Source organism: Alcaligenes sp. GW821-FHT11D07 (assembly GCF_058808495.1).
The window spans coordinates 1,379,398-1,406,379 of the sequence record NZ_JBXART010000001.1 but is presented as its reverse complement, the minus strand read 5'-3'; the positions used below and the strand labels follow the sequence as shown (position 1 = coordinate 1,406,379).

The 26,982-nt window shown below is 54.9% G+C and carries 26 protein-coding genes; 7 read left to right on the top strand and 19 right to left on the bottom strand.

The features are described 5' to 3' along the window. Positions 1–143: 143 nt before the first annotated feature. From AC1RSM_RS06505 to AC1RSM_RS06465, 9 genes are read right to left on the bottom strand one after another with little or no spacing between them, the layout of a single operon-like run. Positions 144–1,646 carry an amidase gene (locus AC1RSM_RS06505; protein ID WP_492930614.1) on the bottom strand — a complete coding sequence of 501 codons (1,503 nt, stop codon included), beginning with the start codon at positions 1,644–1,646 and terminating at the stop codon, positions 144–146. An 11-nt stretch (positions 1,647–1,657) separates the two neighbouring features. Continuing rightward, complete coding sequence (gene hutG, locus AC1RSM_RS06500; protein WP_492930612.1) at positions 1,658–2,515, bottom strand: N-formylglutamate deformylase; 858 nt, start codon at positions 2,513–2,515, stop codon at positions 1,658–1,660. After that, positions 2,512–2,955, bottom strand: a complete 444-nt coding sequence (locus AC1RSM_RS06495) for a hypothetical protein (RefSeq protein WP_492930610.1) — start codon at positions 2,953–2,955, stop codon at positions 2,512–2,514. Before AC1RSM_RS06495 ends, hutG begins: the two co-directional genes overlap by 4 nt. A 39-nt stretch (positions 2,956–2,994) precedes the next feature. After that, the gene (locus tag AC1RSM_RS06490; protein WP_492930608.1) at positions 2,995–4,449 is read right to left on the bottom strand and encodes an aldehyde dehydrogenase family protein; all 1,455 of its coding nucleotides are present in this window, start codon (positions 4,447–4,449) and stop codon (positions 2,995–2,997) included. After that, positions 4,446–5,060 carry an NADPH-dependent FMN reductase gene (gene ssuE / locus AC1RSM_RS06485; protein ID WP_492930607.1) on the bottom strand — a complete coding sequence of 205 codons (615 nt, stop codon included), beginning with the start codon at positions 5,058–5,060 and terminating at the stop codon, positions 4,446–4,448. The genes AC1RSM_RS06490 and ssuE overlap by 4 nt, the downstream gene beginning before the upstream one ends. Before the next feature lie 15 nt (positions 5,061–5,075). Beyond that, positions 5,076–5,855, bottom strand: coding sequence for an ABC transporter permease (locus AC1RSM_RS06480; RefSeq protein ID WP_492930606.1), 780 nt, complete (start codon positions 5,853–5,855; stop codon positions 5,076–5,078). Positions 5,856–5,866: 11 nt separating this feature from the next. Then, a complete protein-coding gene (locus tag AC1RSM_RS06475) occupies positions 5,867–6,682 on the bottom strand; it encodes an ABC transporter ATP-binding protein (protein ID WP_492930604.1) in 816 nt (271 codons plus the stop codon). A 25-nt stretch (positions 6,683–6,707) separates the two neighbouring features. Beyond that, complete coding sequence (locus AC1RSM_RS06470) at positions 6,708–7,790, bottom strand: ABC transporter substrate-binding protein (protein ID WP_492930602.1); 1,083 nt, start codon at positions 7,788–7,790, stop codon at positions 6,708–6,710. A 35-nt stretch (positions 7,791–7,825) separates the two neighbouring features. After that, the gene (locus AC1RSM_RS06465) at positions 7,826–8,932 is read right to left on the bottom strand and encodes an LLM class flavin-dependent oxidoreductase (protein WP_492930600.1); all 1,107 of its coding nucleotides are present in this window, start codon (positions 8,930–8,932) and stop codon (positions 7,826–7,828) included. 230 nt (positions 8,933–9,162) lie between these two features. Between AC1RSM_RS06465 and AC1RSM_RS06460 the strand changes: the two genes are divergently transcribed. Beyond that, the gene (locus AC1RSM_RS06460) at positions 9,163–9,972 is read left to right on the top strand and encodes an IclR family transcriptional regulator (RefSeq protein ID WP_492930598.1); all 810 of its coding nucleotides are present in this window, start codon (positions 9,163–9,165) and stop codon (positions 9,970–9,972) included. Between the two features lie 8 nt (positions 9,973–9,980). On the opposite strand, the gene AC1RSM_RS06455 is transcribed toward AC1RSM_RS06460, so the two are convergent. After that, positions 9,981–10,769, bottom strand: coding sequence for an AraC family transcriptional regulator (locus AC1RSM_RS06455; protein WP_492930596.1), 789 nt, complete (start codon positions 10,767–10,769; stop codon positions 9,981–9,983). A gap of 94 nt (positions 10,770–10,863) precedes the next feature. Here AC1RSM_RS06455 and AC1RSM_RS06450 point away from each other — a divergent pair, with 94 nt between their 5' ends. The 4 genes from AC1RSM_RS06450 to AC1RSM_RS06435 all read left to right on the top strand — a co-directional run bounded on the left by AC1RSM_RS06450 (position 10,864) and on the right by AC1RSM_RS06435 (position 13,059). Then, a complete protein-coding gene (locus AC1RSM_RS06450) occupies positions 10,864–11,118 on the top strand; it encodes a hypothetical protein (protein ID WP_492930594.1) in 255 nt (84 codons plus the stop codon). 156 nt (positions 11,119–11,274) lie between these two features. Further along, positions 11,275–11,661: a hypothetical protein gene (locus tag AC1RSM_RS06445; RefSeq protein ID WP_492930592.1), complete on the top strand. Its 387-nt coding sequence runs from the start codon at positions 11,275–11,277 to the stop codon at positions 11,659–11,661. A gap of 307 nt (positions 11,662–11,968) precedes the next feature. Then, on the top strand, positions 11,969–12,505 hold the full coding sequence (locus AC1RSM_RS06440) for a dihydrofolate reductase family protein (RefSeq protein ID WP_492930590.1): 537 nt from the start codon (positions 11,969–11,971) through the stop codon (positions 12,503–12,505). Beyond that, positions 12,502–13,059: a TetR/AcrR family transcriptional regulator gene (locus AC1RSM_RS06435; RefSeq protein ID WP_492930588.1), complete on the top strand. Its 558-nt coding sequence runs from the start codon at positions 12,502–12,504 to the stop codon at positions 13,057–13,059. The genes AC1RSM_RS06440 and AC1RSM_RS06435 overlap by 4 nt, the downstream gene beginning before the upstream one ends. An 86-nt stretch (positions 13,060–13,145) precedes the next feature. Here the strand turns inward: AC1RSM_RS06435 and AC1RSM_RS06430 are convergent, their stop codons facing one another. The 9 genes from AC1RSM_RS06430 to AC1RSM_RS06390 all read right to left on the bottom strand — a co-directional run bounded on the left by AC1RSM_RS06430 (position 13,146) and on the right by AC1RSM_RS06390 (position 24,426). Next, positions 13,146–14,768, bottom strand: a complete 1,623-nt coding sequence (locus tag AC1RSM_RS06430) for a copper resistance CopC/CopD family protein (RefSeq protein WP_492930586.1) — start codon at positions 14,766–14,768, stop codon at positions 13,146–13,148. A gap of 54 nt (positions 14,769–14,822) precedes the next feature. Beyond that, a complete protein-coding gene (locus tag AC1RSM_RS06425; protein ID WP_492930584.1) occupies positions 14,823–15,353 on the bottom strand; it encodes a YcnI family copper-binding membrane protein in 531 nt (176 codons plus the stop codon). Positions 15,354–15,418: 65 nt separating this feature from the next. Continuing rightward, on the bottom strand, positions 15,419–15,844 hold the full coding sequence (locus tag AC1RSM_RS06420; protein ID WP_492930582.1) for a DUF2946 family protein: 426 nt from the start codon (positions 15,842–15,844) through the stop codon (positions 15,419–15,421). Positions 15,845–15,932: 88 nt separating this feature from the next. Continuing rightward, positions 15,933–16,346 (bottom strand): NUDIX hydrolase, encoded by a 414-nt coding sequence (locus AC1RSM_RS06415; RefSeq protein WP_492930580.1) that lies wholly within the window; start codon positions 16,344–16,346, stop codon positions 15,933–15,935. A 184-nt stretch (positions 16,347–16,530) separates the two neighbouring features. Then, positions 16,531–17,121, bottom strand: coding sequence for an ATP-dependent Clp protease proteolytic subunit (locus AC1RSM_RS06410; protein WP_492930578.1), 591 nt, complete (start codon positions 17,119–17,121; stop codon positions 16,531–16,533). 282 nt (positions 17,122–17,403) lie between these two features. Continuing rightward, positions 17,404–18,891: a surface lipoprotein assembly modifier gene (locus AC1RSM_RS06405; protein ID WP_492930576.1), complete on the bottom strand. Its 1,488-nt coding sequence runs from the start codon at positions 18,889–18,891 to the stop codon at positions 17,404–17,406. A gap of 115 nt (positions 18,892–19,006) precedes the next feature. Then, a complete protein-coding gene (locus AC1RSM_RS06400) occupies positions 19,007–19,888 on the bottom strand; it encodes a Slam-dependent surface lipoprotein (RefSeq protein ID WP_492930574.1) in 882 nt (293 codons plus the stop codon). Between the two features lie 64 nt (positions 19,889–19,952). Next, positions 19,953–23,135 (bottom strand): TonB-dependent receptor domain-containing protein, encoded by a 3,183-nt coding sequence (locus tag AC1RSM_RS06395; RefSeq protein ID WP_492930572.1) that lies wholly within the window; start codon positions 23,133–23,135, stop codon positions 19,953–19,955. A gap of 313 nt (positions 23,136–23,448) precedes the next feature. Further along, the gene (locus AC1RSM_RS06390) at positions 23,449–24,426 is read right to left on the bottom strand and encodes a helix-turn-helix domain-containing protein (protein ID WP_492930570.1); all 978 of its coding nucleotides are present in this window, start codon (positions 24,424–24,426) and stop codon (positions 23,449–23,451) included. A 169-nt stretch (positions 24,427–24,595) separates the two neighbouring features. Here AC1RSM_RS06390 and AC1RSM_RS06385 point away from each other — a divergent pair, with 169 nt between their 5' ends. Both AC1RSM_RS06385 and AC1RSM_RS06380 read left to right on the top strand, forming a co-directional pair. Beyond that, positions 24,596–25,636 (top strand): class I SAM-dependent methyltransferase, encoded by a 1,041-nt coding sequence (locus AC1RSM_RS06385; protein ID WP_492930568.1) that lies wholly within the window; start codon positions 24,596–24,598, stop codon positions 25,634–25,636. Between the two features lie 5 nt (positions 25,637–25,641). Further along, entirely contained in the window at positions 25,642–26,877 is a 1,236-nt protein-coding gene (locus tag AC1RSM_RS06380; RefSeq protein WP_492930566.1) for an MFS transporter, read from the top strand. The last annotated feature ends 105 nt before the right edge of the window (positions 26,878–26,982 follow it).

The following is a 26,982-nucleotide window of genomic DNA, read 5'->3' as shown; positions in this document are numbered from 1 at the left end:
ACAACCGTGCAATACCAAAGTAGGGATGAATAATAGCAATTATTCTCATTTGCGACATCGCTAAGTGCTTGCAGTTAACCTTTAAATGGCTAACTGCAGTTAGTGGACGCTGTAGACGACTATGTGCAGCTCAGTGTTCAACCTCAGAAGTGCTGTGCTATCGCCTCCTTTGTCAGGCCTGCCCGAGTTTGATAGGTATCTAGGCGGAACTGGTAGAGCCGGGGGAACCAAGCGGCGGCTCGTTCCAGTTCTGCCGCCAACCTTATAACCACGTCGTCCTGCCCAAAGTGACCAATTAGTTGGGTAGCCACCGGAATGCCTTCGGCCGTCCAGTGAAGTGGAATACTGGCTGCTGGTTGTCCCGAGGCGTTGATGATGGCCAGAAACGTGGTGTATTCCGATACACGGCGGCGAAATTCGGGAAAGGGGCCCGTCGCTTGTAACGTACCGATTTTGACGGGCAGACTCATCAGAGCGGGCGACAAAATCAGGTCGCAGTCTGACATGGAATGTTCAATGGCTCGGCCCACTGCATGAAAGCAATCTACGGCCGCGGCATACTCCAAAGCGCTGACTCCTTGGCCAATGCGGTAGCCGTCGGCGATGGCAGGCTCCAGGTCCAGTTCTGCGAGTGTACGGCCTAGCTGCTGTAGCTTGGCATCGACGCTGCGTGCGATGGCCGTGGCCAGCATGGTGGCGTGGGCCTGCGTGAACTGTTCGTAGCTGAAGGGAGCCAAGGGCACATCAAAGACCTCGTGGCCGAGTGTCTGGCACAGTTGGGCGCTGGCCTGGACGGCGTCTATACATTCAGGCGCAATCGGCAAGCCATTCCAGGCTTGTCGCCATACGCCAATACGCAAGCGCCTTCTGTCCGTGTTGGGCAAAATACTGTCGCTCAAGGAGGGGCGGTGAGTGGGGGACGCATAGGGGCCGCCAGGCTCATAACCGCACACGGCATCCAGGAAAGCCGCGCTGTCCCTGACGGTCATACTCAAGATTCCGTCAGTAGCCATGCCGCCCAGACTTTCTCCTTTATGAGGGCCCACTGGTAACAGGCCACGTGAGGGCTTGAAGCCAAACACTCCACAGCATGCGGCGGGAATGCGTACTGACCCCCCGCCGTCGCTGCCATGAGCCATCGGAACCAGGCCCAGAGCAACCGCTGCGCCGGCCCCGCCGCTGGAGCCACCTGCGGAAAGGTCCGTGGCCCAAGGATTGCGGGTAGGCGTTCCGTAGCACACTGCTTCGGTAGTGGGAGCCATGCACAGTTCGGAGACGCGGGTTCTGGCAAAGGAAATAAGTCCAGCCTGGTCAATACGATGGGCCAGGGTGGAGTCCTGCTCGTAATGTGTATTGCTAAACAGGCGCGAGCCTAGGCTAGAAGGCAGGCGTTGAGAGGCCAGGCCAGAGTCTTTCAGCAGAAAGGGGACGCCTGCAAAGCGGGTTTGTGTTCGCCCCTGGCGTGCTTGACCTAGCGCCGTCTGAACTTGTTGATGGCACAATAGACCGTAGGGCTCGTCGTACAGAGTAGCGAGATGGGTGGCACAACGCATGGCGTGTTCAGCGGATAATTCACCGCGGTGAATTCGTTCTGAAAGCTCAACGGCGTCTAGTTTTAGATACTCGGTGATGTCACTGGATTGCATAGTAAGAGAATTCAATTCTGGTGGACTGCCCAGTCTTGCAGTGCTTGCAATAGCGTCGACAGGGTCGCTCGTAGTGTTGCGGAGTCCTGCAGGGACCAGAAGGGAGGCCAGTTCTGAGGGGAGAGCGGCGTATCGGGCTCTTGCAGGTAGGCGCGGCAGGCGATTTCCATTTGGATGGCATGGACACCTTGCTCGGGCTGGCCGTATTGACGAGTGATCGCTCCTCCCTTGAAGCGCCCATTGATCACATAATCAAAGGTGCTGTTCTGGCACAGGGAGGCGACTAGCATTTGCAAGTCTGGGCTGCAGCTACGGCCATTATTGGTACCTATGTTCAGTGGCCGCAACAGATCCGGAAACAAGCGCGGGATACGCGAGCGAATGGAGTGGCAGTCATATAAAACAAGATGTTGATAATTGGCCTTTAAACGATTGATCTGCGCTTGCAAGGCTGCGTGATAGGGCAGGTAATAGTGCTGCTTTCTCTGTGCGGTTTCAGCAGGGTCTGGTTCTTTGCCGGCCAAGTACAGAGGCTCCCCATCGAAGTTGGTGGTAGGGCAAAGGCTGGTGCTGGCTTGGCCTGGGTAGAGTGAGCTGTTGTCGGCGGGACGGTTGACGTCAATCACCGAGCGGCTGATCCGAGTCTGAATCACAGTAGCGTCCAAGTCTCGTGCAAACTCGTAGAGATGATTGATCCACCAATCGCAGTCCCGCAAAGCGGCCCACTCGGAGATGAAATTACCTTGATAGGCGGGCGGAATGACGGTACCCGCGTGAGGAACGCTGCATATCAAAGGCGAGTTTCCTTCATGAATCACCAGCCAGCTAGCTTGCGCAGCTGGCGGGGGCAAAGAGGCCGTTGTAGTCATCGTGAATTTGCAAAGCCTGCCGTAAATTGCTCGAAGACGGCCTTGATTTTTTCTATGTCAGCTTCAGCACAAAAGAAGTGGTCTGCGGCAGCACCACATTGCGGAGCCGCTTTCATCCCCAGGGAGTTGACAGGTTCCAGTGCGGCTTTAATAAAACCGGTTACGTCAAAAGGCAGGGGGCCGTCTGTGGAGATGACTTTCAAAGGGCCAAACTTTTGGCGTTCGGCCTGCTGTGAGCCTTGCGCAGTCCAGGTGGCCTCGTCCACGATCAAGGAGTAGCCCGTCTGGTCACGGATAACGCAGTTGTATTTGCCCGCGCTGTGCTCCAGCACTGCTAGTACGGCAGCGCTTTGGTCAGCCGCTACGTCGATCAGCCAATAGCGTTCTGGCCAGATCTTCATGGCCATGGTCTTCCAGACATCGATAGGATTGTGTGCCAAGGTAATTCTCCAAGTGATTTGCAGTTAACTACATCGTGTTCAGTTCAGATAGACGGATTTTTTGTGCATGAAAAAATCTACGCCATCCTCAGAGAGTTCGTTTGTGCCAGCGCCAGACTGCTTCCAGCCGCCTGCCGAGATATGCGGGTACAGGCCAGGGGGGACGTCATTGACTTTGATGACACCCGTTTGCACATTGCGGCAGAACTGCTGGATGGTGCTCAGGTTTTGGCTGAAGATCGCGGCACCCAAGCCGTATTGACTGTCGTTGACTTCACCGATGGCCGCATCCAGGTTGTGAAAGCGTCGCAGGCTCAAGATCGGCCCGAAGCATTCTTCTTGCCATAAAGGGTCTTTAGCGGTTTCCAGCTCCATCAGGGTGGGAGCAAAGTAGTTCCCGTGTTGATAAGTCCCTTGCTGAATCGAATGTCCTCCTGTTAGGGGCTGCAGACCGCGCCGCCTGGCCGTATCTATTACTTGGGTCAGCTTGGTGAGTTGGGCGGACGAAATTAAAGGGGCTAGACAGTCTTGCTGTGCGTGTTTGTCACCGGGAAGGTAAGTGCGCATTTGCATAATCAGTTTTTCGATTAATGCGGGAGCCACCTCGTGATGCACCAGCAAACGGCTGACCGCGGTGCACTTTTGGCCTGCGAAGGAGAAAGCGCCGAACGCGATTCGAGCTGCTGCTAGGTCCAGATCGGCATCAGGCATGACGACAGCCGCATTTTTGCCGCCCATTTCGCATTGGATGGCCGCACCACGAGCTGCAGCCGCGGTGGACACCAGTAGACCGACACGAGTGGAACCGGTAAAGCTCACCGCCTGAACAGAAGGGTGGGCCACCAGGGCTTTGGAAACCGTGTCCTTGTCTTCCAGTAGCAGGTTAAAGACTCCTGCAGGTAAGCCGGCCTGGTGCAGAATCTCAGTCAATTTCACCGAAAGGCTGGGTGTCAGAACGGAGGGACGCCATATGACCGGGTTTCCTCCGATCAGCGCCGCAGCAATTTTCTGGCAAGGGTTGGACAGGGGGTAATTCCAGGGCGTGATTATGGCGGCCGTACCGCGCGGATACTTTTGCTGCACGACGGTCAGCTCACCGTTTTGCTTGACGGTGCCGTGTTGGCCCCAGGATGCCCAAGCGGCAAAGCCATAGAGAAATCCGGCAGCCGCCTGCACCTCGCCCAGTGCTTCTTGCCGAGGTTTTCCAGCCTCGGTGGCAAGCACTGCAATCAGCGACTCGCTTTGCGCGAGCACAAGCTCACCTGCCTGCTTTAATAAGGCCGCCCGCTCTAGCGCCGGGGTCTGCGCCCATGTGTGGGCTTGCCGTTCGCAGGCCGCTGTCGCCTGTTCCAGATGAAGGCGCTCTGCGCGGCCGAAAAGCTCTCCGGATTGGCGACGATCTGCAGGGCTGGGTATCGGAAAACCAGGATTGGATGTGTAGAGCCACTGTCCATCGATATAGCCTGCAATTAAGGATGGGTGCTGAGTTGTCATGAGCAGACGTGTGTCAAAGAGGGCGGATTGTTGGATGGGCGCTGGGGACGTGGGTGTCCTAATAAAACATCGGCTACGGGAGCGTTCAGAACGCATCGAAAGTGATGCACCACCTCGGCCAGCTTGTCAGCGGCAACGGGGTTGATCTGAAACTGGGGGGCTGAAGCTAAAACGTCGGACTCGGCCAGGAAAAAGCCTTGAATAACGTGCCTTGCTCCCATCGATTGCAGGACGGGGCGCAAGGCGTAATCCAGCGACAGAACGTGGGCAACACTGCCGCCTGTTGCCAGGGGCAATACACATTTTCCAGCCAGCCCGAACTGAGGGAGGATATCCAGAAATGCCTTGAGCAGGCCCGAATAGGAGGCTTTGAAGACTGGCGTGGCCACGATCACCGCATCCGCTTGTTCCAACTGGAACATGGCGTTTTGCAAACTGGCATCTTGAAAATCACCGCTGAGCAGCGCATTGGCATTGATATCTCGTACGCGCAAATGATCAGCGTCGTGGGCGGCCGGCCCCAGCAAGGCCAGGACATGATCCACTAGAAGGGCGGTCTTGGAGGTTGATGAAGGGCTGGCGGAAATCGCCAGAATTTTTGGGGAAGTCATAGTGTTCTCGATTGCTCAGGTCTTGGTCTGTGTGTGGGTCGACTCGTGCCAAAACAGCAGACGCCGTTGTGCCCAACTGACCAGCAAGGTAGCAGCGGCACCCATCAGGGCCAGAGTCAAAATGCAGGCGAACATGATGGGCAGATCGAAGTTCAGGGAAGCGGCTTGGATCAGGCTGCCCAAGCCTTTTTGTGAGGCTACAAACTCGCCCACAACGGCACCTAGCAAAGACAGGACCAAGGCAATTTGGAGGCCGGCAAAAATAGAGGGCAAGGCCGAGGGCAGTTTGATGTCCAGAAATATCTGAAAGCGGCTGGCTGAAAAGGCGGTATACAGGTCGATCAGTTCCTGACGCGCACTGCGCAGCCCGGCCACAACGTTAACGAACATGGGAAAGAAACAGATCAAGGCCACCAGGACGACTTTAGACATGATGCCAAAGCCAAACCAAACAATTAGTAAGGGGGCCAAAGCCACTTTAGGCATGGACTGCAAGGCCACTACGTAAGGAAACACCATGCGCTCGATCAGCTTGAATTCTGCGACCAGGCTACCGACTACAACGGCAACCGAGCAGCCCAGAATAAAGCCGCCCACCGTTTCCGCTGCGGTGGTCAGAAAGTGTGGCCATAGCAAACCAGAGGCAAAACCGTGCCAAAGCGCAGAAAATACATCGGCTGGGAGCGGTAATAAGTAGGACGGCATGCCCAGCCAGCGAATTGAGATATCCCAGAGACCCAGGATCAGTACCAGGGTGAGCAATGGAAGAAAGACAGTTGCGTAGCGATTGTTCATCGTAATTCCAATTAATGGGTCGCCGCGCCCGCAGGGCTGGGGCCGTCATTGGCAAAGTGACTTTTCAGGTGGGCGCATAGTTCGCCAAAACGCGGGTTGCTGGCGATGTTGGACTGCCGGGGCCGAGGCAGATCAATGAGCACGTTATCGACGACTTTGGCAGGGCGGGGAGACAGCACAATCACGCGGTCCGCCAGGAAGACCGCTTCAGAAATAGAGTGGGTAATAAATAAAACGGCCTTGTCGGTTTCCATCCAAATGCTTTGCAGCTCTTCTGACATTTGCTCGCGTGTCATGGCATCGAGTGCGGCAAATGGCTCATCCATCAATAAAAGTCGGGGGTTGTGAATCAAGCCACGGGCGATACCTACGCGCTGTTGCATGCCACCGGATAATTCGCGCGGGTAATGCTGTGCAAATTTTTCCAGGCCCACCAGCTTGAGCAGGGATAAGGCGGTGTCGCGGTAGTCGGCTTCGGAGCGTTGCAAGGCGCGGATCGGCACCAGCACATTGTCCAAAATGGTTTTCCAGGGCAGCAGCACGGGTTGTTGGAAAACAATGCCTACATCTGGCCGAGGGCCAGTAATTTCGCTACCGTCCAAAATCGCCCGCCCACCGCTGGGTTTGAGCAGGCCGGACACAATTTTCAGGAGTGTGGACTTGCCGCAGCCCGAAGGGCCTAGTACAGCGACGAACTCTTTACGGCCCACATCCAGGCTAAGATCCGCCACGGCATTTAATTCGCCGCGCCGCGTTTGGTAGGTAACCGTGAGTGCATCGATCTGCAATTGAGGCTGGACTACGTCCTTGCTCTGTCTATCAATCATTTTTTTATCCTGTGGCAAAGCCTGATCAGTTAGCAATGGCTTGCTGCCTGACGGCTTCAACATCAAATTGGTTGTATTGCGGGACCAGACTGTTCGAATACAGAGAATCCATATCCATATCGACTTTAGTAATCTCGCCACCTGCCTTGAGCGCGGCAATCAGCGTGCTCCAGTCTTTGTCGGAGAAGGCGCCGTATTGCTGGGGCTCGCCGGGACGAAAGAAAGTCAGATTGGCCATGCGAACTTTCAAAACCTGGTGTTCACGCGCAAGCATGGCTTGTTCTTGCTCGGGGCGAGGGCGCATGGCTGGATAGTCCTCCCAGTACGCTTTGATGCAGCTATCCAGGTTTGCTTGGCAGGCCAAGGTGCCTTTAGTTAAGGCTCGACCGAATCGGGCGATCAGGTCAGGGTTTTGATCAAACAGTTTTTTCGTGACGGAAATTCCGTGACTGGACAGGCCTTGGAACTCTTCAGGAAGCGAAATGCGGCGGATGGGGATGCCATTTTGCTCAATACGTACATTGGCCGTATCAAACAGGTTCAGTACCTGAATCTGATCGGTGCGTAGTGCATCAAAAGCAGCTGCTCCGGTTCCCACGCCCAGATACTTGACGCTGTTCTCAGGCACACCCTGGCTGCGCAAGATAGCGCGGCTCATGAAAATATTGCCTGATGTCAGTGCCAGCACGCCGATCGTGCTTCCCGCCATGTCGGCGAAGGTGTTGATGGGGGAGTCCTGCAAGACGGCGAACTCCCAGATGGAGTTACGCAAGTAGTTGTAGGAAAACAGAATAGGATAATCTGGTTTACCGGGTTGGCGTGCTATTACCAGGGTCTCCAGACTGGAGTACGCGCCATGAATATTGCCAGCCAGCAATTGAGGCACGATGACCCCAGAGCCGGTCAGAACCTGGACTGTTAAATCGATGTTTTCTTCGTCCCAATAACCCAGTTTTTTGGCGTAGGACAAGGGTGCGACGCCTGAGTTGATTGCGGATGGCCAGGCAAAGACAAATTTGTCTTTAGCGATAGCCTGAGCTGAGACGCTGCCCAGCGAGGCAGTGATCAGTACAGACCCTAAAACGCGTATGAGTCGCGATGCGTTCACGGTAAACCCCCTATTAGTGGTCCCTTTGCGGGCTTTTAGTCTTGTGTCCAGCTTGAGCTGGGTGTGGAGTAGCTATGCTCGGACCAGCTCTGAACCACAGGCAGAACCTCTTTGCCAATAATTTCCAAGGCCTTTTTATTGTTGTCGTGGCCCATGCCGTCGATACGCCAGATCAGATCGTCAATTCCCATTTTGTGCAGGCGTTCGCAGCGGGCGATGAGATCGTCCGGTGTGCCGGCCATGATGTAGGGCGAGCTATCCACGAGATAGTTCAAATCATGCATATTGGCGCGGATACGTTCGATTTGAGCGAAGTACTCATACCCCGCTGAGCGACTGGCCAGCTTGGTCATCCAGTCCATGATGACCTCCACAAAGCGCAAGGTGTTCTCTTCGGTCTGTTTTAAGGCGGTGGCCCGATCTGCGTGGCAGTTGACGCCGACGGAGAACAGACCTTGGCGTTTGGTGATCAGGCCGGTAATGTTCTGGGCGCTCTCAGCTCCTTTGCGGTAGGCATCAATACATGCTTGGGCATATTCCCAGCCCAGGATACTTAGGCCACTCATGGCACCCACCCCCATTTCGCCTGCTTCCTGATGGGATTCCAGGCTGGTTGTGGACAGATGGACGGGGACGGGGCGGCGGCCTACGGGCCAGGGTGAAATACGGCGGGCTGGAATGTCATAAAACTCGCTTTTGTGTTCCAGTTTTTCTTGTGTGAAGCCTTTGCCAATAATCTGCAGGAATTCGTCCCGGTATTCGCGGGTGAGCTTGGGATCGACGCCAAAGGCATCCAGGGTGTAAGGGTTATTGGAGCGTGCGCCACCGAGTTCGGCACGGCCGCCGGACAGCAAGTCCAGGGTGGCCATTTGCTCGATGATGCGGATAGGGTGGTTATAGGGCAGCAAGTTGACCGATGCAATGCGCAGCCGCAGCTTCTTGGTGAGGGCAGCCACATAGGGCAGCACGATTTCGGGTGCCGAGGTAATGGCTTCACCGCTGGCAAAGTGCTGTTCGGACATGGCATAGCCATCGAAACCGCAATGTTCGGCATGAACTGCTTCGTTCACGACTTCTTTGTAGCGCTGAGCCCAACTGGTGCCAGCGGGACAAATCGCCTCATGAAATAGGATGACCTTCATTACCGCTCCTGCTATAAAAGTAAAAAATAAGAAAATTTTATAAGCGTTCCGTTTAAAGGAACGCTGTTCCGAAGTAATATGACTATCTTAATCGTACTGATTATGCTGTCAATTTAGGGTTTTTACTAAATACAAGGGTGTTTTTTCGCTTCATTCCCCTATTTTTTATTGACAATATCGGATCAAGTTTCCGATAATCGGAACGATGTTTTTTTGTAAAAGGACGCACGGTGGCAACAGAGAAAGCAAAAACCAAGCGAGAAGGAGCGGCAGAGGGTAGTGGCAGCCAGGTCATGACCAAGGGTCTGCGATTGCTCAGTCATATCGCTCATTGCGGGGGAGAGATCGGAATTCGTGACCTAGCTCGGGAGACAGGGCTGGCGTTGGCGGTTGTGCACCGATTAGTGAGTTCGATGTCTGAACTGAATTACTTGGATAAAAATCCAGAAACCGGCAAGTACCGGATCGGCTATGAAGCCTTTGAAGTAGGCCGTACCTATCTGCGCTCTGCGCGTATTGAGACTTGTGCGCCGCCTGTTTTGCGTAACTTGGTCGATGCCCATCGCTTGAACGCATTTTTGGGCGTAGCACGTGACTTGAGCGTGGTGTACCTGATTACGATTCAAGATTATGGCCACTACGATATCCGTATCGCACCGGGCTCAGAGGTTCCACTGGCGACGACTGCCATGGGCAAAGTGCTCCTGGCGGACCTGCCCGACGATGAGATCTACGAAAAATTGGGCCGTTATGCGGAAAAGCGTTTTTCTGCTTTTGATATTTCCAAACGGGAATCCCTGGTAGAGGAAATTATTGCCATCCGCCAGCAAGGCTACGCAATTTCCGAAGATGGCTCATTCCGGGGAACGGTCTCTGTGGCAGCGCCTATTTATAACTTCACAGGGCGTGTGATTGCGGCTGTAAGTGCAGGCAGACCCACACAGGTCAGTAATGCTCCTTCGGTTGAGGAAATGGCGCAGCTGACTGTGGAGGCGGCTAACCGGATTTCAGTTTGCCTGGGTGCTCAGATAGGTGGTTAAAACAGCGTTCAAAGCTGATTCCGATAGTTCGCCGGTGTTTGTCCAAAGCTACGTTTGAACAGGCTGATGAAGGCACTGGGGCTGGAATAACCCAGGTCGTACGCAATGGTGGCTACCGGGACCCCGGCGGCCAGCATTTCCAGGGAGCGCATCAGACGGGCACGTTGGCGCCAGGCGGTGAAGTTAAAGCCGGTTTCCGTCACGAAACGGCGGCTGAGTGTGCGCAGGCTGACGGCAGCCCAGTCCGCCCAATGCTCCATGCCACTGTCATCGCTAGGGTCGGCGATCAGGGCGCGGGCAATACGTTGCAAGCGGGGATCTTGGGGCAAGGGCAGGCCAAAAGGTTCGATGGGCAGGCTGCGGATTTCATCCAGAATCACAGCGGCAATATGGGCCTGGGGGTCGGGCAAGGGGTCTGGGCTGATCGGTTCCCAATTGCAGGCGCGTAAAACGGCCTCCAGCAATAAGCCGGAGGTACGCAGGGTGCAGGCTTGTTGGGGCAGGTCGTCACAGGCCCCTTCGTCCACGTACACACTCCAGCCATGAAAAGGGCCATGAGATTGGCCGGAGTGCAGGGTGCGTGGGGGGAGCCAGACAGCGTGAATGGCGGGTACAACCCACACGGCATCTTCCACCCCTACCGACAAAAGTCCGCGCAGCGAGCCAAACAGCTGTCCGCGTTCGTGTTGATGAGGGTGGGAAGAAAGCTCGGCATCGTAATTGCCCTGTATGGCGAATAGGGTCGGATGGCCACGCCGGTTCAAATAATCATGCAAACCCAGCTTGCGTTCAGTCATGGCGTATTTATGATATTAATTGACCGATATAGTATATAGCCGCCAAAACCTTTCTGCATACACTGGAAACCTTGATGAACAACGGAGTTTCCAGATGCACGCCCAAGACATTCTTCCCGACCACAGCAACGAGATTCAGATTGACGGCACCACGATCCGCAAGGGAACGGTGGGTGCGTTTCTGGCCAATGCGGCCACTTTGCGCCAAGCTGATCTGAGCGACCTACAGCGTCAGCAAGCCTTGAATGACATTATTGCGGCTTTACCCGCTTTGAAAGCCTTGGGCTTGTTCGAGACGCTGGAAATCCGTGATCCGCAACTGCGTGACTTTGTGGAGTCCAGGCTGTGAGAAGAGGGGAAGGTGGAACCGTCAGGCCTTATCTTTTGCGTGATACCGCTTGGCTCTATCTGCCTTGCGGCTTGATGCATGCTTTTGGGGGCACGGCCTACCAGGGGGTTCGACGCTTTGACATTGGCTGTTTTTATTAATTCTCAGGAGAGAGCCATGCAAGTGGATGATACCCAGTTCCCCTTGGTGTTTTTAAGAGAGCAGGATCAGTTGCAAACACCGCAACAGGCCCAGCATCAGTTGGAGGCGCTGCTGAACCGGGGCCAGCGTTTTGTCTTGCTGACGGAGCGCTTGGGAGGTGAGGATCATAGCCAGGAAGACAGCCACGAGGATCGCAAACAGCGCGCTTTGTTTTTCAAACACAATAAGCAGCGGCTGAAAGATCTATGTGCCGGAATGGTGGTGATTACTCAAGGCCGAGCGATCCCGGCCGCAGCGCGTCTGGCGCAACATACCCTGGGCCGCGTGCTGGGATTGCGCTTTGCCTTTGTAGTGGATGAGGGCCAGGCGCGTGCGGAGGCGGATCGCTTTTTGATGCACTAAGCAATGCGGAGCCGCCGTATTCCAAGGTCTATCGATGCCAAGGTGTAAAAGCTGGTTCCGATAGGTTTGAAACCAGTTTAGATGGTGGGCGATACGGTGCTTACCGGTCAGGGTTACGCGGACATAAACCGTTTTTACTAAAAAACATCCTCATGAAACGGGCCGCTTGATGCGGCCTGTTTTGTGGGTAGTTCCGAGCCGGCCTGTTTAAGCCGTAAAGGCTGCTTAGTTATTCTTTCCATAAATTGTGCTGTGGAACAATGGTTTTCTCTATAAAATATACATCGTATATTTAAAGGAATAGGCGATGAGCACAGCACACGTTTTTATCGGCACCAGCCTGGATGGCTTCATAGCCAAGCCAGACGGTGACATCTCTTGGTTGCTGGAACGCAGCGACCCTGCGGAAGACCACGGTTATCAGGCTTTTATTGCGGATAAAGAGGCGGTTGTGATGGGGCGCGGAACCTATGAAAAAGTAGTGACATTTGAGGCTTGGCCTTATGAATTGCCTGTCGTGGTCTTGTCCAGCCAGTTGGTGGGCACGCCAGTGCCAGAGGCCCTGCAAGGCAAGTTGCGCTTTTCTGATCAGACGCCTGAACAAGTGATGGCACAGTTAGCCGCAGAGAATTTGCATCGTGTGTATGTAGACGGCGGCCAGCTTATTCAATCCTTTTTACGCGCTGGATTGGTGCGGGACATGATTATTTCCACTATGCCGGTTCTGATCGGGGAAGGCCGTCGTTTATTTGGAGATCTAGGCCGAGACATGGATTGGAGCCTGGTTTCTAGCCAAAGCTTTCCTTCCGGCTTGCTGCAGTCGCACTACAAGCGCCGATCATGAGCCGCGGGCGCGGGCGTCCTGCCGCTGGAAGCGGCTTGATTTTGGACGATATTTTGACTGCAGGCCTGGCCTTATTGGATGAAAGTGGTGAGCAGGGCTTGAGCATGCGCGCCTTGGCAAGCCGCTTGGGCGTGACTCCCATGAGTCTGTATAACCACGTCGCGGACAGGGCCGGTTTGTTGCGTGCCTTGTCGGATCGTGTTTATGGCCAAGTGCTGGACGGCGTGGCTCAGGAGGCAGACCGCCAGGCTCAGTTGCGGGAGATTTTGTTGCGCTATCAGCAGGCTGTGAGCCGTCACCCTCATCTGACTTTGGCCATCTTTGCAGCGCCAGAAGCCTTTGCGGGTGTTACACGGCAGATTACGGAGCGCCTGCGCAGTTTGCTGCTGGATCTCACCTCGGATGCGGAGTTGTGGCTGGCGATTCTGGTCGATCACGCTCATGGTTGTGGTTTGCCTGCTTCCATGACGCAGGACGGGTCGGGGCAAGTGACAGCGGGTCTGTATCAGCAGGCGCTGGACTGTTTGCTAGGTGCGATGAGCAATAAGGCCTAAGCCCAAGACCCGTCCTTTTACAGAGGCATGCCATCGCCCGGGAACCCATATTGATTCCTGGGCGATGAGATCAGCCCGTCCACTATTCAGGGCTTATGCAAATCCAGCGTGCTGTCCAGATGAATGCGCTCGAAGTCGGAGATCAGAACCTGGATTCGAATATTCCAGCTGGGCAAGTTAGGCAAATCAATCGGGCCGACTTGCCATTGCCCTTGTGTGTCTTCGCTGGCGGGGTAGGAAATCGCTTCCACCCCGGCTTGTGGATTGGCGAAGATCACTTCCACTTCCTGAGCCTTTAAGGGGCTGAAATCAGGCTCGAATAAAGACAGGTTTAAATGGGCCGCTTGGTTGGAATGGGCAGGGGTGTAAACCAGATCAGCCATACCTGCCTCGGTATGAACATGAGTGGCAATGGCTGGCGTGTTTACTGTTGCCAAGGCGCGCGGGGGCGGTGTAAAGCGCCACAAAGCGACAAGCGCCAGAATCAACACGACCAGCACTATTTCCAACTTGATGGTGCGGCTCATGGTGTGCCGGGCCTGGCTGTGCTGGTTCAAAACCGCGGCTGTCAGGTGGTAGCGGTTGTAAGCCCCCACACCCAGCAGCAAGGCGACCAGGAGCAGTTTGATGCTCAATATCTGCCCGTAGGCGCTTTCCCACAAAGAGGACAACTGATCGAACTGGACGTAAATCAGCGCCGCGCCGCTCAGTGTCAGGGCGATCAAAGCCATGGGAATCAAGCGCGAGAAGTGGGCCAGCAAGCGGGACTCCTGCTGCTGTTTCAAAGCAAAGGCCAAAGGTAATAAAGAGCCTATCCACAGCGTTAACGCGACAACGTGAAGCCACACAGCGGGGCGGGATAGCCAGGCAGGTGTGGCCGTGCTGGCATGGCCGCTGGCCGATAAAGATGCCCCCAGGATGATCACGGCAGCGGTGGCCAGCCAGGCTTGGCCGCTTGTTCGTTTGCTGAGCCAAGAGCCCGCCGCACAGGCCAAAGATGCCCAGCCCAGCATGACAGCTACCCCCATTGAGGTGTCCGCTGCCGTAGTCCAAACCGTGCCAGTCAGCAGCGCACTAGGGGCGAGATCCAGTGCATCTACGCCCACCAGCCCCAGGTTCAGCAACAAGGCAAGCGCAGCGACGGCCAAGGCCATCCAGGCATAGTTACGCTGTTGGACATAAAGCCCGCCCACTGTATGGATTTTGGCTTTGTAGAGGGTCCAGCCTATGCCTATAAACAAGCCAAGATAGCCGAGCAAACGGGACAGCCAGATCACCCCATTTCTAAATGGATGCGTGTTCCCACCATCAAGAGCCGTAGTGCTGGGGGCGCCGATTGAAAACATCAGTGTGCCGCCCACCGGGTGTCCGTCTGCAGAGATCACTCGCCAGCTCACTCCGTAGGAGCCTTCTGCTTCCAGAGCGGGCAAGGCCAGTTCTACGTTTTGGTTTTGTGCCTGTGCTTCATTTAGTGCTTGGGTGGAACCATCGGGATGAATCAGTCGCATCACCAAGGGCGAGACAGATTCATTAAAGCTCAAGGTGACGGACCGGGGGGCGGTTGGCAATACTTCGCCAGCCTGCGGCGTACTGGCCGTTAAGGATGCATGAGCGTAGAGCGGCGATGTCCACACCAGTAGAGACAAAGCGAGCATCCATAAGCCGATGATGTGCCACGCTGCCCGCCCACGCATAAGCTGCGTTTGCATACTTTCTCCTTCAGGCTGAGACACGCAGACTGCATGCCTCAGCGACCAATAGGTTTATGGCTTGGGCAGCAATTGCAGCGCAGGGGCAGGGGCATCCGAGTGGTCAGCCGCTTCTTTTTGACCGGGAGGCGATTGATCAATCCAGCGTTCTACTCCTTGCTCACATTCTTGAACGACTGGGAAGTACAGTGTGCTGTTGGGCTTGAGCTCATCACTTAAATAGCTGATGAAGACGAACTCGTCGTAATGTTCATCCGGCAAGGGGCCACCGGCCCAAACCACTTCCTGAACGCCGGAACTGACTTTTGCTCCAAAGCGGGTGTAGGGCTGCTTGTACTCGCCTTTGACGGTTTCCAAGGTCCAGCCCGCTTTAGGCTGGGGCTTGACGCCCACTACGCCTTCGGGAATACGCACACGGATTTTGGTGGTGGGCGAGCCCTTGCAACCATGTGGCACGGTCAGAACGGCTTTGTAGCTGCTGGCCACCGGGGCTTGCTTAAGTTGCAAGGAAACGTGGGCGTAGGCAGAAGAGGTGAACAGAACAGCAGCCACGCCCGCCAGGGCACGGTAAGAAATACGAGTCATCAACATGAGAAACCTCGGCAAGATAGAAAGATAGAGACCATCACAGGGACGATCAGCAGGACATATCAAGCGAGGAAAGCAGGCGGGGCGCGGGAGCCTAAAGGCGGGCCTTGTGCGGGAAGGGCGGGCCGTGTCTGATTGAGGGCGACCCGTAGAATGGGCCGATAAGAAAGCAGACTGAGCAGTACTGAGGTGTCTGGGGGCGGCAATAGCGCGGGTGAGGCAGCAATGCCAAAAGGGCAGTCTTGCTGAGTCAGGTGCGGGTCTGAGTCTGACGGGTCGGCTTGCCCCAGCAAATCAATCCACAGGGTGTTGGCGTTATTGCCGGCCGTACAGAAGGTAATGGCAAAGCCACTGTCTTGTGCTGAGCGGCTGGGCATATAGCCTGCAGGAATGATGGCGCGACAGGCATAGGCCAGCAAAGCCAGGCAAAACAGAAGTTGCCAGACTCGGACAGGGCGAAGTACGAAACGGGGACCCAGGGCGCGCATGCGGAAAAGTATATTACAAAACCAGATGCCCACTAATGGCTGGCAGACGCTTTATGTGGCCCCAAACTTAGTCAACGACCGCGTGTGCTTAGACCTTGGATGGCTGCTTTAGAAGGGCTGCAATCGCGACCTTGCTGGCGATTGTCAGGGGTTCGGGCAGTGCGTTCAGATCAAACCAGTCCATGCCGCTGTGTTTCTCCGGTTCTTGTACAAGGGGCTGGCCGCTAAAGGCAGTCACACGGTATACGGGAGCTACCCAGTGTTCGGCTTTGTCAGCGTCAATCTGGTTCACATTTGCCAGCAATTCCATGCTGTCTATGCGCAGGCCTACTTCTTCTTCGATCTCCCGCTTGACAGCATGTTCGACCGTTTCAAGCCAATCTACCTTGCCGCCGGGTATGCCCCAATGCCCGGCTTCTGGAGCACGTACACGTTGGAGCAACAGAATTTTGCCGTTTTGCATGATAACGGCACCACAGCCGACTCGAATCGTTTCTTCCATGAGCATATCTTCAGTATGGCGGGAGGGAGGTAGAGGTATAAGGCAGCGCAAACGATAGCAATAAAAAACGCCGCAAAACCAGTTTGCGGCATCTTTTTAGGCTGGATAAGGCTTTACGCAGGGATGCAAGACGTTTTGCTCGCTATGTCCCGCATGCTGGGGCCTTGTCACTGCCGAGTTGTGCTTACTTCAGTTCGTCGCGGCGTTCAATAATGCGGGAGATCAAGCCGTATTCAATGGCTTCGTCGGCCGCCATCCACTTGTCGCGCTCGATGTCATCACGCACACGCTCAATAGGCTGGCCGGTTTCACGGGCGATTACTTGGGCAATACGCTCACGAGCCTTCATGATTTCTTGCGCTTGAATAGCCATATCGCTGGCTTGACCACCGGCGCCACCGCTGGGCTGGTGAATCAGGAAGCGAGTTTGTGGCAGGCAGAAGCGGCGTTCGCGGGCAGCACCCAGGAACAGGTGAGTAGCAGCGCTGCCCACCCAGCCGGTACCGACCATCGTGACGGGCGAGGAAATGAAACGCACCATATCATGGATGGCATCGCCCGATTCCAGGTGGCCACCCGGCGAGGACACGATCATGGTGATGGGGGCGTCGGATTCGGCATCCAATGCCAATAGCTTGCGTACGGTTTCTGAAGCGAGCTTGTCCGTAATGGTGCCAAAGACCTGCACGGTACGGGCGCGGAAGGCTTTTTCTTCCAGGAAGGCGCTGTCTTGAGGGCTGGTATCAGAGCGAGTGTCTTTTTCTTGGCCAAACATTGGGAGAGACTCCAGGGGGTAAATATTCTGACTGCTAAGGAAAATCGATTGCTCGACTATATCCCGGCTGATGGTCAAGGGGGCTTTCACAGAGCAGTTTTTGTGGGTTTTTTTTGTCCTGTGTGCGCGATGTCAGCCTTGGGCGGCAACCAGCAGGACAAGATAAATTCAGGCATAAGGCCTTGCTAGTGGCACATAGTCTCATGCTTTAGCCACCCTTGAAGTCAAGAACAAGGCTCCTTAAGGCAGAATCCAGGCGGTCTACCCCCGCAGCCAGGCAATTTAAAAGCGCTTTTCCAGCTTTAGCGCGACTTCGGTTTGCTTGTACTTGAAGGCCCAGTCGATATTGCTGTTGTTGAAGGTGTGCTTCACATACAGATTGGGCGTAATGCCTTGGAACGCGAAGCGTGGCATGCCCACGTTCAGGATATAAATCTGCTGACGGTCCTTGCGCAGCCCGCCCAAGAACAAGTCTTCGGCATCGTGACGGGTCTGGCGGTACAGTGCCGTGGCGTTGATGTTGAAGCCCGCATCAAAGGCTCTGTACATTCCCAGGTTTGCCATATAGCTGCGGCTTTGCGCGGTTTGCTGCGACTGCAAATTGCGGGTGTAGTTCAGCCCCCCGTAGACCACGGTTTTGGCGTCAATCAGATACGAGCCGTACAAACCTAGCTGGTTCTCTTTGGTGCCTTCAAAGTACTGCCGTAAATCACCTTTGTAGGACAGGCTCTTGTGTTGAGCATTCACGCCCACTTGCAGCCTGTCGCTAAAATTGTGCTTCCAGTCCACACGTCCACCCCAGGATTGATAGCTGGTGCGCCGATTGGTGTAATTGTTCTCGAACAGGGGCGTAATCGACAGATCGTTTTTCGCGTCCTGATAGTTGTAGCCCGCATAAATAATGCTGGTGTTGTCGCTGTAATAAATATTCTTGGGCTCGGCTTGCTTGTGCTTGTCGTACAGATTGCCGTAGCTCAAGCCGCGCAGCAGCAGATTGTGGTTGCCGCTTAGCTGGAAACGCCGGTTCAAGGTCAGGTCGTAGACCATGGCCGTGGATTTGACCGGGTCCGGCATCTTGCGCACCGATGGAAAGCACCCAAAGAAATAGCAGGTGAAGAAGGTGTCTTGCTGGCCGTTTTCTTTGTTGATATTGCTGTTGTAGCCCAGGCCAATCGAGGCTGAACCGTGCCAGGCATTGCGGTCTTGCAGGGCACCCTGGAAACCTTCAATCACGGGCCGTACTTCATCAGGAATACCGGCAGAGGAAATCTGGCTGAACAGTTCTTTGGCTTCGCTGGATTGATAGTCCTCGAACAGCACGCGGGCCAGCTCCAGTTTGGCGCGCATCATAGTGGGATCGCTTTCTTGAGCCTGGCGCAGCTTGCGGATAGCCAGACTGTGATTGTCCTTGCTACGGGCCACCATCCCTTGAGCCATCAGCACCAAAGCAGGGTTGTGGCCGGGCAGCTCCTGATACTTTTCCACGAACTGATCCACCTTGGCCCACTGCTGCAGATTGATGGCGACATAAATGGCCGGTTCCAGATCAGTCAGCGTGGCATCAACGCTATAGGTGGTGCCGTTGATGGTGATGAGCGCCGACGGGTCTACATCGGGCGGGGTTTCTTCCACTAAATGGGAGCGTTCACGTTCGTTCAGATTACGGTCGATTTGATTCAGAAGTCGGCGCGTGTCGTCGTCGTTGGCTTGCACCGCGCTGGATGCCATGGCCAGCAGCAGGCACAAAAGGGGAAGGGCTCGCCCATGCATGAATGAAAACCTTGCCAGAAAAAGGGGAGATGGACGCAGGGTCCGGAGAGAAAGGGGATCGAGCGTGTCGATCCCTTTTTTCTTATGGCAACACTAGGGTGTTGTCAGAGGCGGATTACTGCTTGGCACCGCCGAAGGCCATGTCTTTAGTGCCACCAGGGGTGTTGTAGTAAATACCAGCCAGCGCATCAGCGGCAGCACCGTAAAACTGTCCTTCAATTTTGGACGAGTCGGTAAAGTTTTTGGCGAAGGTACCGTTGGAACTAATGGTCGCGCCATTGAAAATTACGGTACCAACCAGACCTGCCAGCGTGCCTGTGCCACCACCGTAGTTAGCGGTCAAGGTACCTTTGGAAATACCGGTTTGAGTGCCAGGGTTGTATTGGTTGACACCTACAACGTCGTACTTGGCATTGACCAGGTTAGGCATGGCTGTGGTGGGATTTTCGCCGGTGTAGAACACCGTGCGGTCAGCATGGCTCAGGTTCAGATCCGTGCTGCTGCCTTGGCTGGGGTTAGCGACGCGCGGAGCCCACTCACCAAAATACACCTCTTGACCAGGAACCTTCGCAACGACCTCACCGCCGAAATGGGGGAATGTTGGCAGAGGGCTATTCATTTGGCGATAAGCGTAAATTTGAGTACCAGCACCCACGCCGCTGGTGATGGTGTGGCGCCATGTTTCGGAGATTTTGGTGCCAACGGGCATTTGAATATAGCCATGTCCGTCTACGCCGCCCAAGACGGTGTTGGTTTGCCAAATCGGACCGCTCTTGAAGCTGACCACACCTGATTGATCAGCTGGATTCGTGCTGTAAGGGTCTTTACCGGGCATGGAGATGCCAGCCTCTCCAGGAGCCATCAAGGTAGATGCTTGATCAGCGACTACAAATTTTTTCGAAGCGCCACCAGCTACCGGGGCAGCGAAGCTGCTGGCGGAGGCCAGCAGGAAAGCCGAAACAATAGCCAGTTTTTGTACATTCAGACTTGCTTTCATTACGAACTCCATTAAGTGAAGAAAAAGGGCGTTTTTACGAAAACGACCAAAAAAAACCATTAACTTAAAAACGTGCAGTCATACCGACGCGCACCGTTCGTCCAGGGGCTGGCATAGAAGTGCGGGCCATAGGGTCCAGGTAGTACTGATTGCTTAGATTGCTGATTGCCAGGTCCACATTCAGGTTTTTCTGCACCTGATAGCTGGCGTAGGCATCAAAGACCAAAATGGGGTTCCAGTAGTTCGCTCTGTTCAGTCCCCAGCCCAGGCCAAAATGGCCTTCATCTTTGTTTTTCGCGGCGCTGTGATACACCGCGCGTGCGCCAAGCAATAGTTTCTTTTCCAGCAGGCGTGCACCGACATCCAGGTTTAGCGAGTACTGCGGTTGCAGACTGGTTCTGGCAAAGGTGCGGGGGAAGCCTCCATCAACGCAGGCAGGTATGTTGTTGCTTCCTGCGGCTCCAGGAATGGGCATAAACGTCTGGGCGTAGTCAGCGTCGCAGAGCTGCTGCTTTAAGCGGTATGTGCCGCCAAAGTTCGCAAAGTATTTACCGCTATCCACGCGAGCTTGCAGTTCAATACCGGACATCTTTTTCTCGTCAAACTGCACGGTATTGAAGTCCCAATCCCGGTCTATATAGTCTTTGATCCGGTTGTTGAAGTAATTGATCTTGAGGTCTGCATAGTCCAGGCTTGGAAAGTAGCTGCTCAGATTGTGGACATAACCGATTTCCCAGTTGTAGGCATGCTCAGGACGATTCGCGGCTCCGGTCGAGCGCTTGCTGCCGCCAGCCAAGGCCATGGAGGACTCGAACAGGCTTGGAAAACGTACAAATTCGTTGTATCGGGCATAAAGACGAATATCGTCTGTAATGAAGGCCGTCAGCCCGATGTGGGGAACCCATGCATGGTCTTTTTGTTTTTTAGGTTCTTCCCATTTGTTGGGTATTTCAGATTCGTTTTGGTAAACAGGCTTACGATTACTGATCGAGGCAATGTATTTATCTACTGTGCCCTTTTGCCCCTGTGCATCGGTGACTTGCTCTGTTGAATCAATTTCGCCATTGGTGAAGGGGTTATTGGCGGTGAAACCTTTGTGGCTTTCTCCAGAGGGAACAAAAACCGTTTCTTCGGTATAGCGATAGCCGTTAATTTTTCCTTTATGAAATGAATTGCCTAAGATTTCTTCAAATGATTTTTTGCTTGTATGCCCGAAAACGGCCTCCAGCATGCTTGGATCTAAATCGGAAATGAACTGCCAGTCTTCTTCATATTGCTTGTACAGAGGGAGTTCTTTTTCGATGATTTGGCCTTCGTAGTCAGCAACTTCTTGGTTGCTCATTAAGCGCTGAACTTGATAGTTGTAGCCCTTCAGGGCAGGCTGAATAGCCCAGTTCTTATGTTGCTGACTACGCATGTCTGCCAGCTTGTCGTCGTATGACCAATAGTCGCTATAGCGTGCACCAGCATTCACCTGCAGCCAGTCCACAGGCCGCCAGTCGAAGTTAAAACCAAAATTCCATTGCTGACGGGTCCCCGAACGAGGCCCCATGTGGTTCACACCCCAGGTCAACTCATTCAGGTTCTCGAGCTTCTCCGAAGCGTCATGCTGCTTGAGTTTTTCCCGTGTGAAATCCGCCGATAAGCTCAGGTCCAAAGCTGGATGCAAAGTCATGGCGTTACTCAGGTTCAGCCCGCTACGCCTATGGTCGGTAATTTGCAAAGCTCTGGGGATGATGTTGAAACGCCCGTCTGTATTGGGCAGCTTTTCTGGGGCGGTGGGCGGTACCCAAGCGCACTCAGAGCCGTTCGTGCCCAGGACATGGCAATTTGTGTAGTTGTCCCAGTCACCATCGCGTCCGTAATTAAGACCTTGGCCTTGGATTCCATAAATGATGTCGCCATTTTGATGACGTTCACTATCGCTTTGGGTAATCCAGGCTCCTGCTTTCAGGTTGATGAAACGGTTGCCTTCGGGGTTCCAGGAGTAGTTCAGGTTCCAGGTGTCCTGTTTGACCTTGCTATACGGATTTTCGGTTTGGAGAAGTTTTTTGTCGCCATAGCCATCCAAGGCGTGGATTGCCCAGACCACGTTCCATGGCACGTTTTCGCCAAAGGTATGGTTGCTGCGCATATAGCTCATATCAATGGCTTGATCATGAGGTAGGCGCAAAGTGCCTTTCAGCAGCGTGGTTTCCAGTTCGCTGGATGTGTTCAGAACTTCTTCACCAGGACGGTAGTACTTGGCGATGTAACTCACTCTGGGGAAGGAGTACGACGGGTTGTAGTCGCTATTTGCGTCCTCTTGCCAGGTGTCGTTCTCGTACTTGCCACTACCTTTTTTACCGCTGTAATAGTTGCCGCGACTGCGGTAGCTGTAGGCGGCTAGCAGGTCAAAATTTTCTTGTTGTGTGGCGATGGCCAGACGATAGGAGTGGTCTTCAAAGTTGAAGTTCTTGCCACTATTCCCGACTTTCGGCATACGGTCTGCCGAGATGTTGTCAGGCAGAACAACGCTGTTGCTGCCTCCTCTATCAAAGACCGCCCCCGGAATATCGCGATAGTCTTTTCCGAATATCCCAAAAGCCCGCTCATTGGGCTTGGTCGAATTCGTTGCCGTCTCTGCCTTCAGCTCAATCCCGAAGGTCTCGCCCGGTTTAACAATGTCCTCCACCTGCAGCGTGCGGATCTGCACCGATCCGCCAATCCCGCTGGCTCCCGACGTTGCCGACACGCCTTTTTCCACCAGAATGCTGCTGATCATATTGGGGTCAACATAGTTGCGGTTGGCCACCCCGGCCGGTCCCAGCCAGACGGATGTGGCCTGTTCCGTTCCGTCAATCGTCAGCGGGATACGGCCTTCACCCTGGATACCGCGAATGTTCGGGTCCAGCGCGCCGCTATTGCGCGAGTCCCCCGCATAGACTCCGTTCAAACCCTTGAACAAGTCCCCCACGGAGCTGCCCTTGTACAGCTCGATTTCTTCTTTGCCTGCATACACATTGGAGACGTCTTTCTCGAATACATCAGCTTTACCGACCTCATCGCGGGTTTCACGGACGACGGTAATGGTGTCCAGACGAGTGGCTCGGTTCGTGTCTTCCGGGCTCTCGTCCTGACGGGAGGAGGGCGGGGCGCTGCCCACGCTGTGAGCCTGTGTCTGCCCGGCCCAGGAGGCCAGAATCAAGGCATACACCAGCGGCTTGAGCACATGTTTTTTTGTTGGGGGTAAAAGGGTGGCGGACATAAAACGAACCAGAGCTCCGTGCAAGAAAATAAGAATCTATGAGGGCGTAATCCCTTTAGTGGCTCCGCTCACCCTGGTCTCCAAGGGCGACGGTAGGCACGGGGATATTATTCACATTAATGAGAATAGTTATCACTTAGATTGATATGCGGAACGGAGCAATTCCTATGCAGGACCGGAAATCCGCTGCAATTGAAGGGCTTTGTCAAAGCAGATGGGGAACTTTTCAGGGAGAGGGCCGCAAGGGGGCGGCCCGAAAGGAAGGGAGGGCCTCTATGAATACAGAGGCCAAAAACAGCGGAAATACAAGGGTTTAGGCTCGTTTGTTGCCAAAGATGGACTTGGGCGAACGACCAAAGTAGCGCGTGAAGGCAACCGAGAAATTATTGGGATATTTGTAGCCCACTTGCCAGGCGGCTTGCGCTACTTGTTGTCCCGATTCCAGCAAGGTGTAGGCCTTGCGCATACGTAGTTCCAGCAGCAGGCCAATAGGCGTGTTGTCGTACAAGTAGCGAAAACCTTCTTTGAGTTTGTGCTCGTTGATGCCCACGGTGGTGGCCAGATACTCCACCGTGATTTGCTGGTCCAACTGCGAGCTGAGCAGATCACGGGCGCGCTCTACGCGCTGAATATCATCCACGGACAAGGGCGAACTGGTCTGGGTGCTGGGGGGCGCCAGCCGGTTGAACTGCTCGGCCAGCAGGCTGAGTGCATGGATTTGCAGATTCAGTCTGTGGTGGTGAATGGGTTGCTCCGGGCTGCAGGGCTGCATATAGCGGGCAAGGGCAGCGGCGTGGGCCATCGTGGCCTGACTGCTGGCCTGAAAGGACAGGCGGTGTAAGCCCACGCAATCGAGCAACTGGGTGGCGCGTTCCGGGCCTACGTATTTGTTCAGTGCCGCTTCACTGATGACCAACCGCAATTGCGAGACAGACTGGTCCTCCTGATAGCGGCGTTCCCCCTGTAAAGAGCGAAAGGCCGTCACGGTAGTGTGGCCTGCCTTGAACAGCAGGTCCGAGCTTTCTCGGCCTTGGTAGGCCGACTGACCTTGCAGGCCCACGGTCACCACAATGACACGGCCCGCATGGGGGCCGTTGCTTTCTTCGATCAGGGATCGGCTGGGGTGGTAGTGCAAGCGGCCCAGCAAAAAACCTTGTTCCAGTTCCACACATTCGGAGTAGCAGTGGCCTAGCTCCTCGGGTAGTTGTAGCCGGACTCGGCCATCGCTCAGGGCCCGACATGATCTCGGTTCATCCGTGGCTAAGCGATAGCCAAAATTGCGCGTGCTCATCATTTCTCCTGCTAAAAGCGCCTCGCATACGAATTGCTCCGTTCGGCATATATCTTAATGCAAATGGTTCTCATTAAATATATATCATTTCTAGCTGTGATGGCAGTTTCAGGAGCCATTGTTGAAATCACGGAGGTAGAAAACGGTGTTGGATCGATCGCGAAGAGAGGTGGTTTTATCCGAGCATTTGCTGGAGTCCCACGAGCTGCAAGCCTGTTGGGATGCGCAGTTGGCGGGTTTGAGCGCGGATGCCTTGCAGCTGGCTTTAGAGCAGGGTCTGTTTGCCCACCTGGATCAGTTTATCGCTGCTGAAGAACTTGCGCACAGGCTGAATCTGGACAAAGACAACACGGATTACTTGCTGGAATTGCTGTGGAGTCTGGAGTTGCTGGAGTGTCAATGGACCTGTCCGCGCCGCTATCGCAGCTTGCCCAAAGCCGCACGTTACTTGAATCCGGAGTCGGCCCAGTACTGCGGCGATGCCATGCAGTTTCGGCACGGCGTGTTGCGTCAGGTGGGCAATCAGTTAGCGAGTTTGCTGCGCGATGGCAAGACGCCAGGCCCTGATCCGCATGTGATCCAGCAAGCTTGGGCGGCCGCGGCACGTTCGCAGATTGCCCAGGAACAGACGGCGGTCACGGCCCAGGTGGCCTGTGAAATTTTTGGGGCGGTGCCGCAGTTTTGGCAGGCGCAGCGTTTGCTGGATCTGGGCGGTGGCCCGGGCCTGGTGGCGATCGCCCTGGCCCAGCAGCAGCACGATTTGACGGGTGTGGTGTTCGAGTACGAAGCGGCAGCAGCGGTTGCGCAGCAGCGGATCGTCCAAGCGGGATTGCAGGATCGTTTGAGCACGATGGCAGGCGATTTGCTGGTGGACGATTTTGGAGGGGATTACGACCTGATCTGGTGTTCCTCCGTGCTGCATTTTGTGCCCGATATTCCGGCTTTGCTAGCCCGCCTGCATCGCGCTTTGCGTCCCGGTGGTGTGCTGGTTTGCTGTCATGCCGAAGTGCATACGCAAATCGGCAAGGCCCGGCGGATTTTGCATTACTACCTGCACATGCGCATGCAAGGCCGTCAGGTATTGCCTGAAGGGCAATTGGCCCAGCTATTGGATCAAGCCGGATTTGAGGGTATTCAGCAGTTTGATGAGGTGCGCTTTCCCGTTGCGCCTGTGACTGCACTGATCGCGTGTAAAGCGCACAAAGGGTGATGAGCATGAGGACTTGGAAAGCGTGGGCGGCGCAGCTGCTGTTTGGTTGGATGAATCTGGTATTGGCCGTCCCCAGTATTTATTTGATGCTGGGCATGCCTTTGGTGATGCGCCAGCACGGCTGGTCCGGTACCGAGATTGGTCTGTTTCAACTGGCTGCCTTGCCCGCTATTTTCAAGCTGGTGCTGGCCATGCCCGTGCAGCGCGTTCGTCTGGGCGGTGGGCATTTTGTGCATTGGCTATGGCTGATGGCGGTGCTCTTGCTGGCTTTGTATGTGGGCATAGGCCGGGACAACCTGATTGATGAACGAGCCACTCTATTTGCTTTGACCTTTGCCATCAGCATTGTGGCGACCTGGATGGACATTCCTTTGAATGCCTTGGCTGTGCAGTATTTGCCGCGTGAAGAGCAGTTGCGGGCTGGCAGCATTCGTTCGGCAGCGCTCTTTTTAGGGGCGATTGTAGGGGCAGGCGTCATGGTGCTGGTGCAGGCTCGCTGGGGCTGGCAAGCCCCGTTCGCCTTGATGGGATTGGGTTTGGTCATTGGATGTGTGCCTTTTGCCTTTCTGCGTTCGAAAGCGGGTTTGCAAGTGCAGCAGGAGGTGCAGAATCAGCCCGGTTTTGTGGCCGATTGGGTCAGCTTTTTTGGTCAGGAAGGCGCCAAGCAGTGGACCAGCTTGCTGCTGACCAGCTTTCCTTTTATTGGCGCGGTGTGGTTTTACCTGAAACCCTTGATGCTGGATCAAGGCATGGCCCTGGAAGAAGTCGCCTGGACGGTGGGGATTGCGGGTGGCATTACCGGGGCTGTGTTCAGCCTGATAGGCGGACGGCTGGCCTCTTTTCTAGGGGCGGCACGCGCGATTCCTATCTATCTGCTGGCGGCCTTGTTGTCCTTGATCTTGTTAATGGCATCGGTCTGGGCGCAGTTGGGCCCGGTATGGCTGCTGATTAGTGCCTTGCTGATTGCTGCCAGCATGGGAGCCGTTTCGGCGCTCTTGTTTGGTTTGACCATGTTCTTTACCCGCCGTCAGCGCAATGCCTCTGACTACGGCTTGCAGTCCACCATTTTCACCTTGGCACGTATGGCTGTGCCGATTGCGGCGGGTGTCTTGCTGGATCGTTTCGGACAAGTGGTGATGCTGGGTGCCCTGACCCTAGGCGTTTTGTTTGCCTTTGTACTGGCGTGGCGCGTGCGTCATAGCGTGGGTGCCAGCACCGAAGTATTGCTGCGCGGCCAGTAAGCCAGCGCCTGAAAACCGCCATGGCAAGCAGTTGGTTGTGGCGTTCATCGTTTTTGCTCCGTTTCGCATAGAAATTAGCGCCTGCAGGCAATTGTGTCGTCCCGT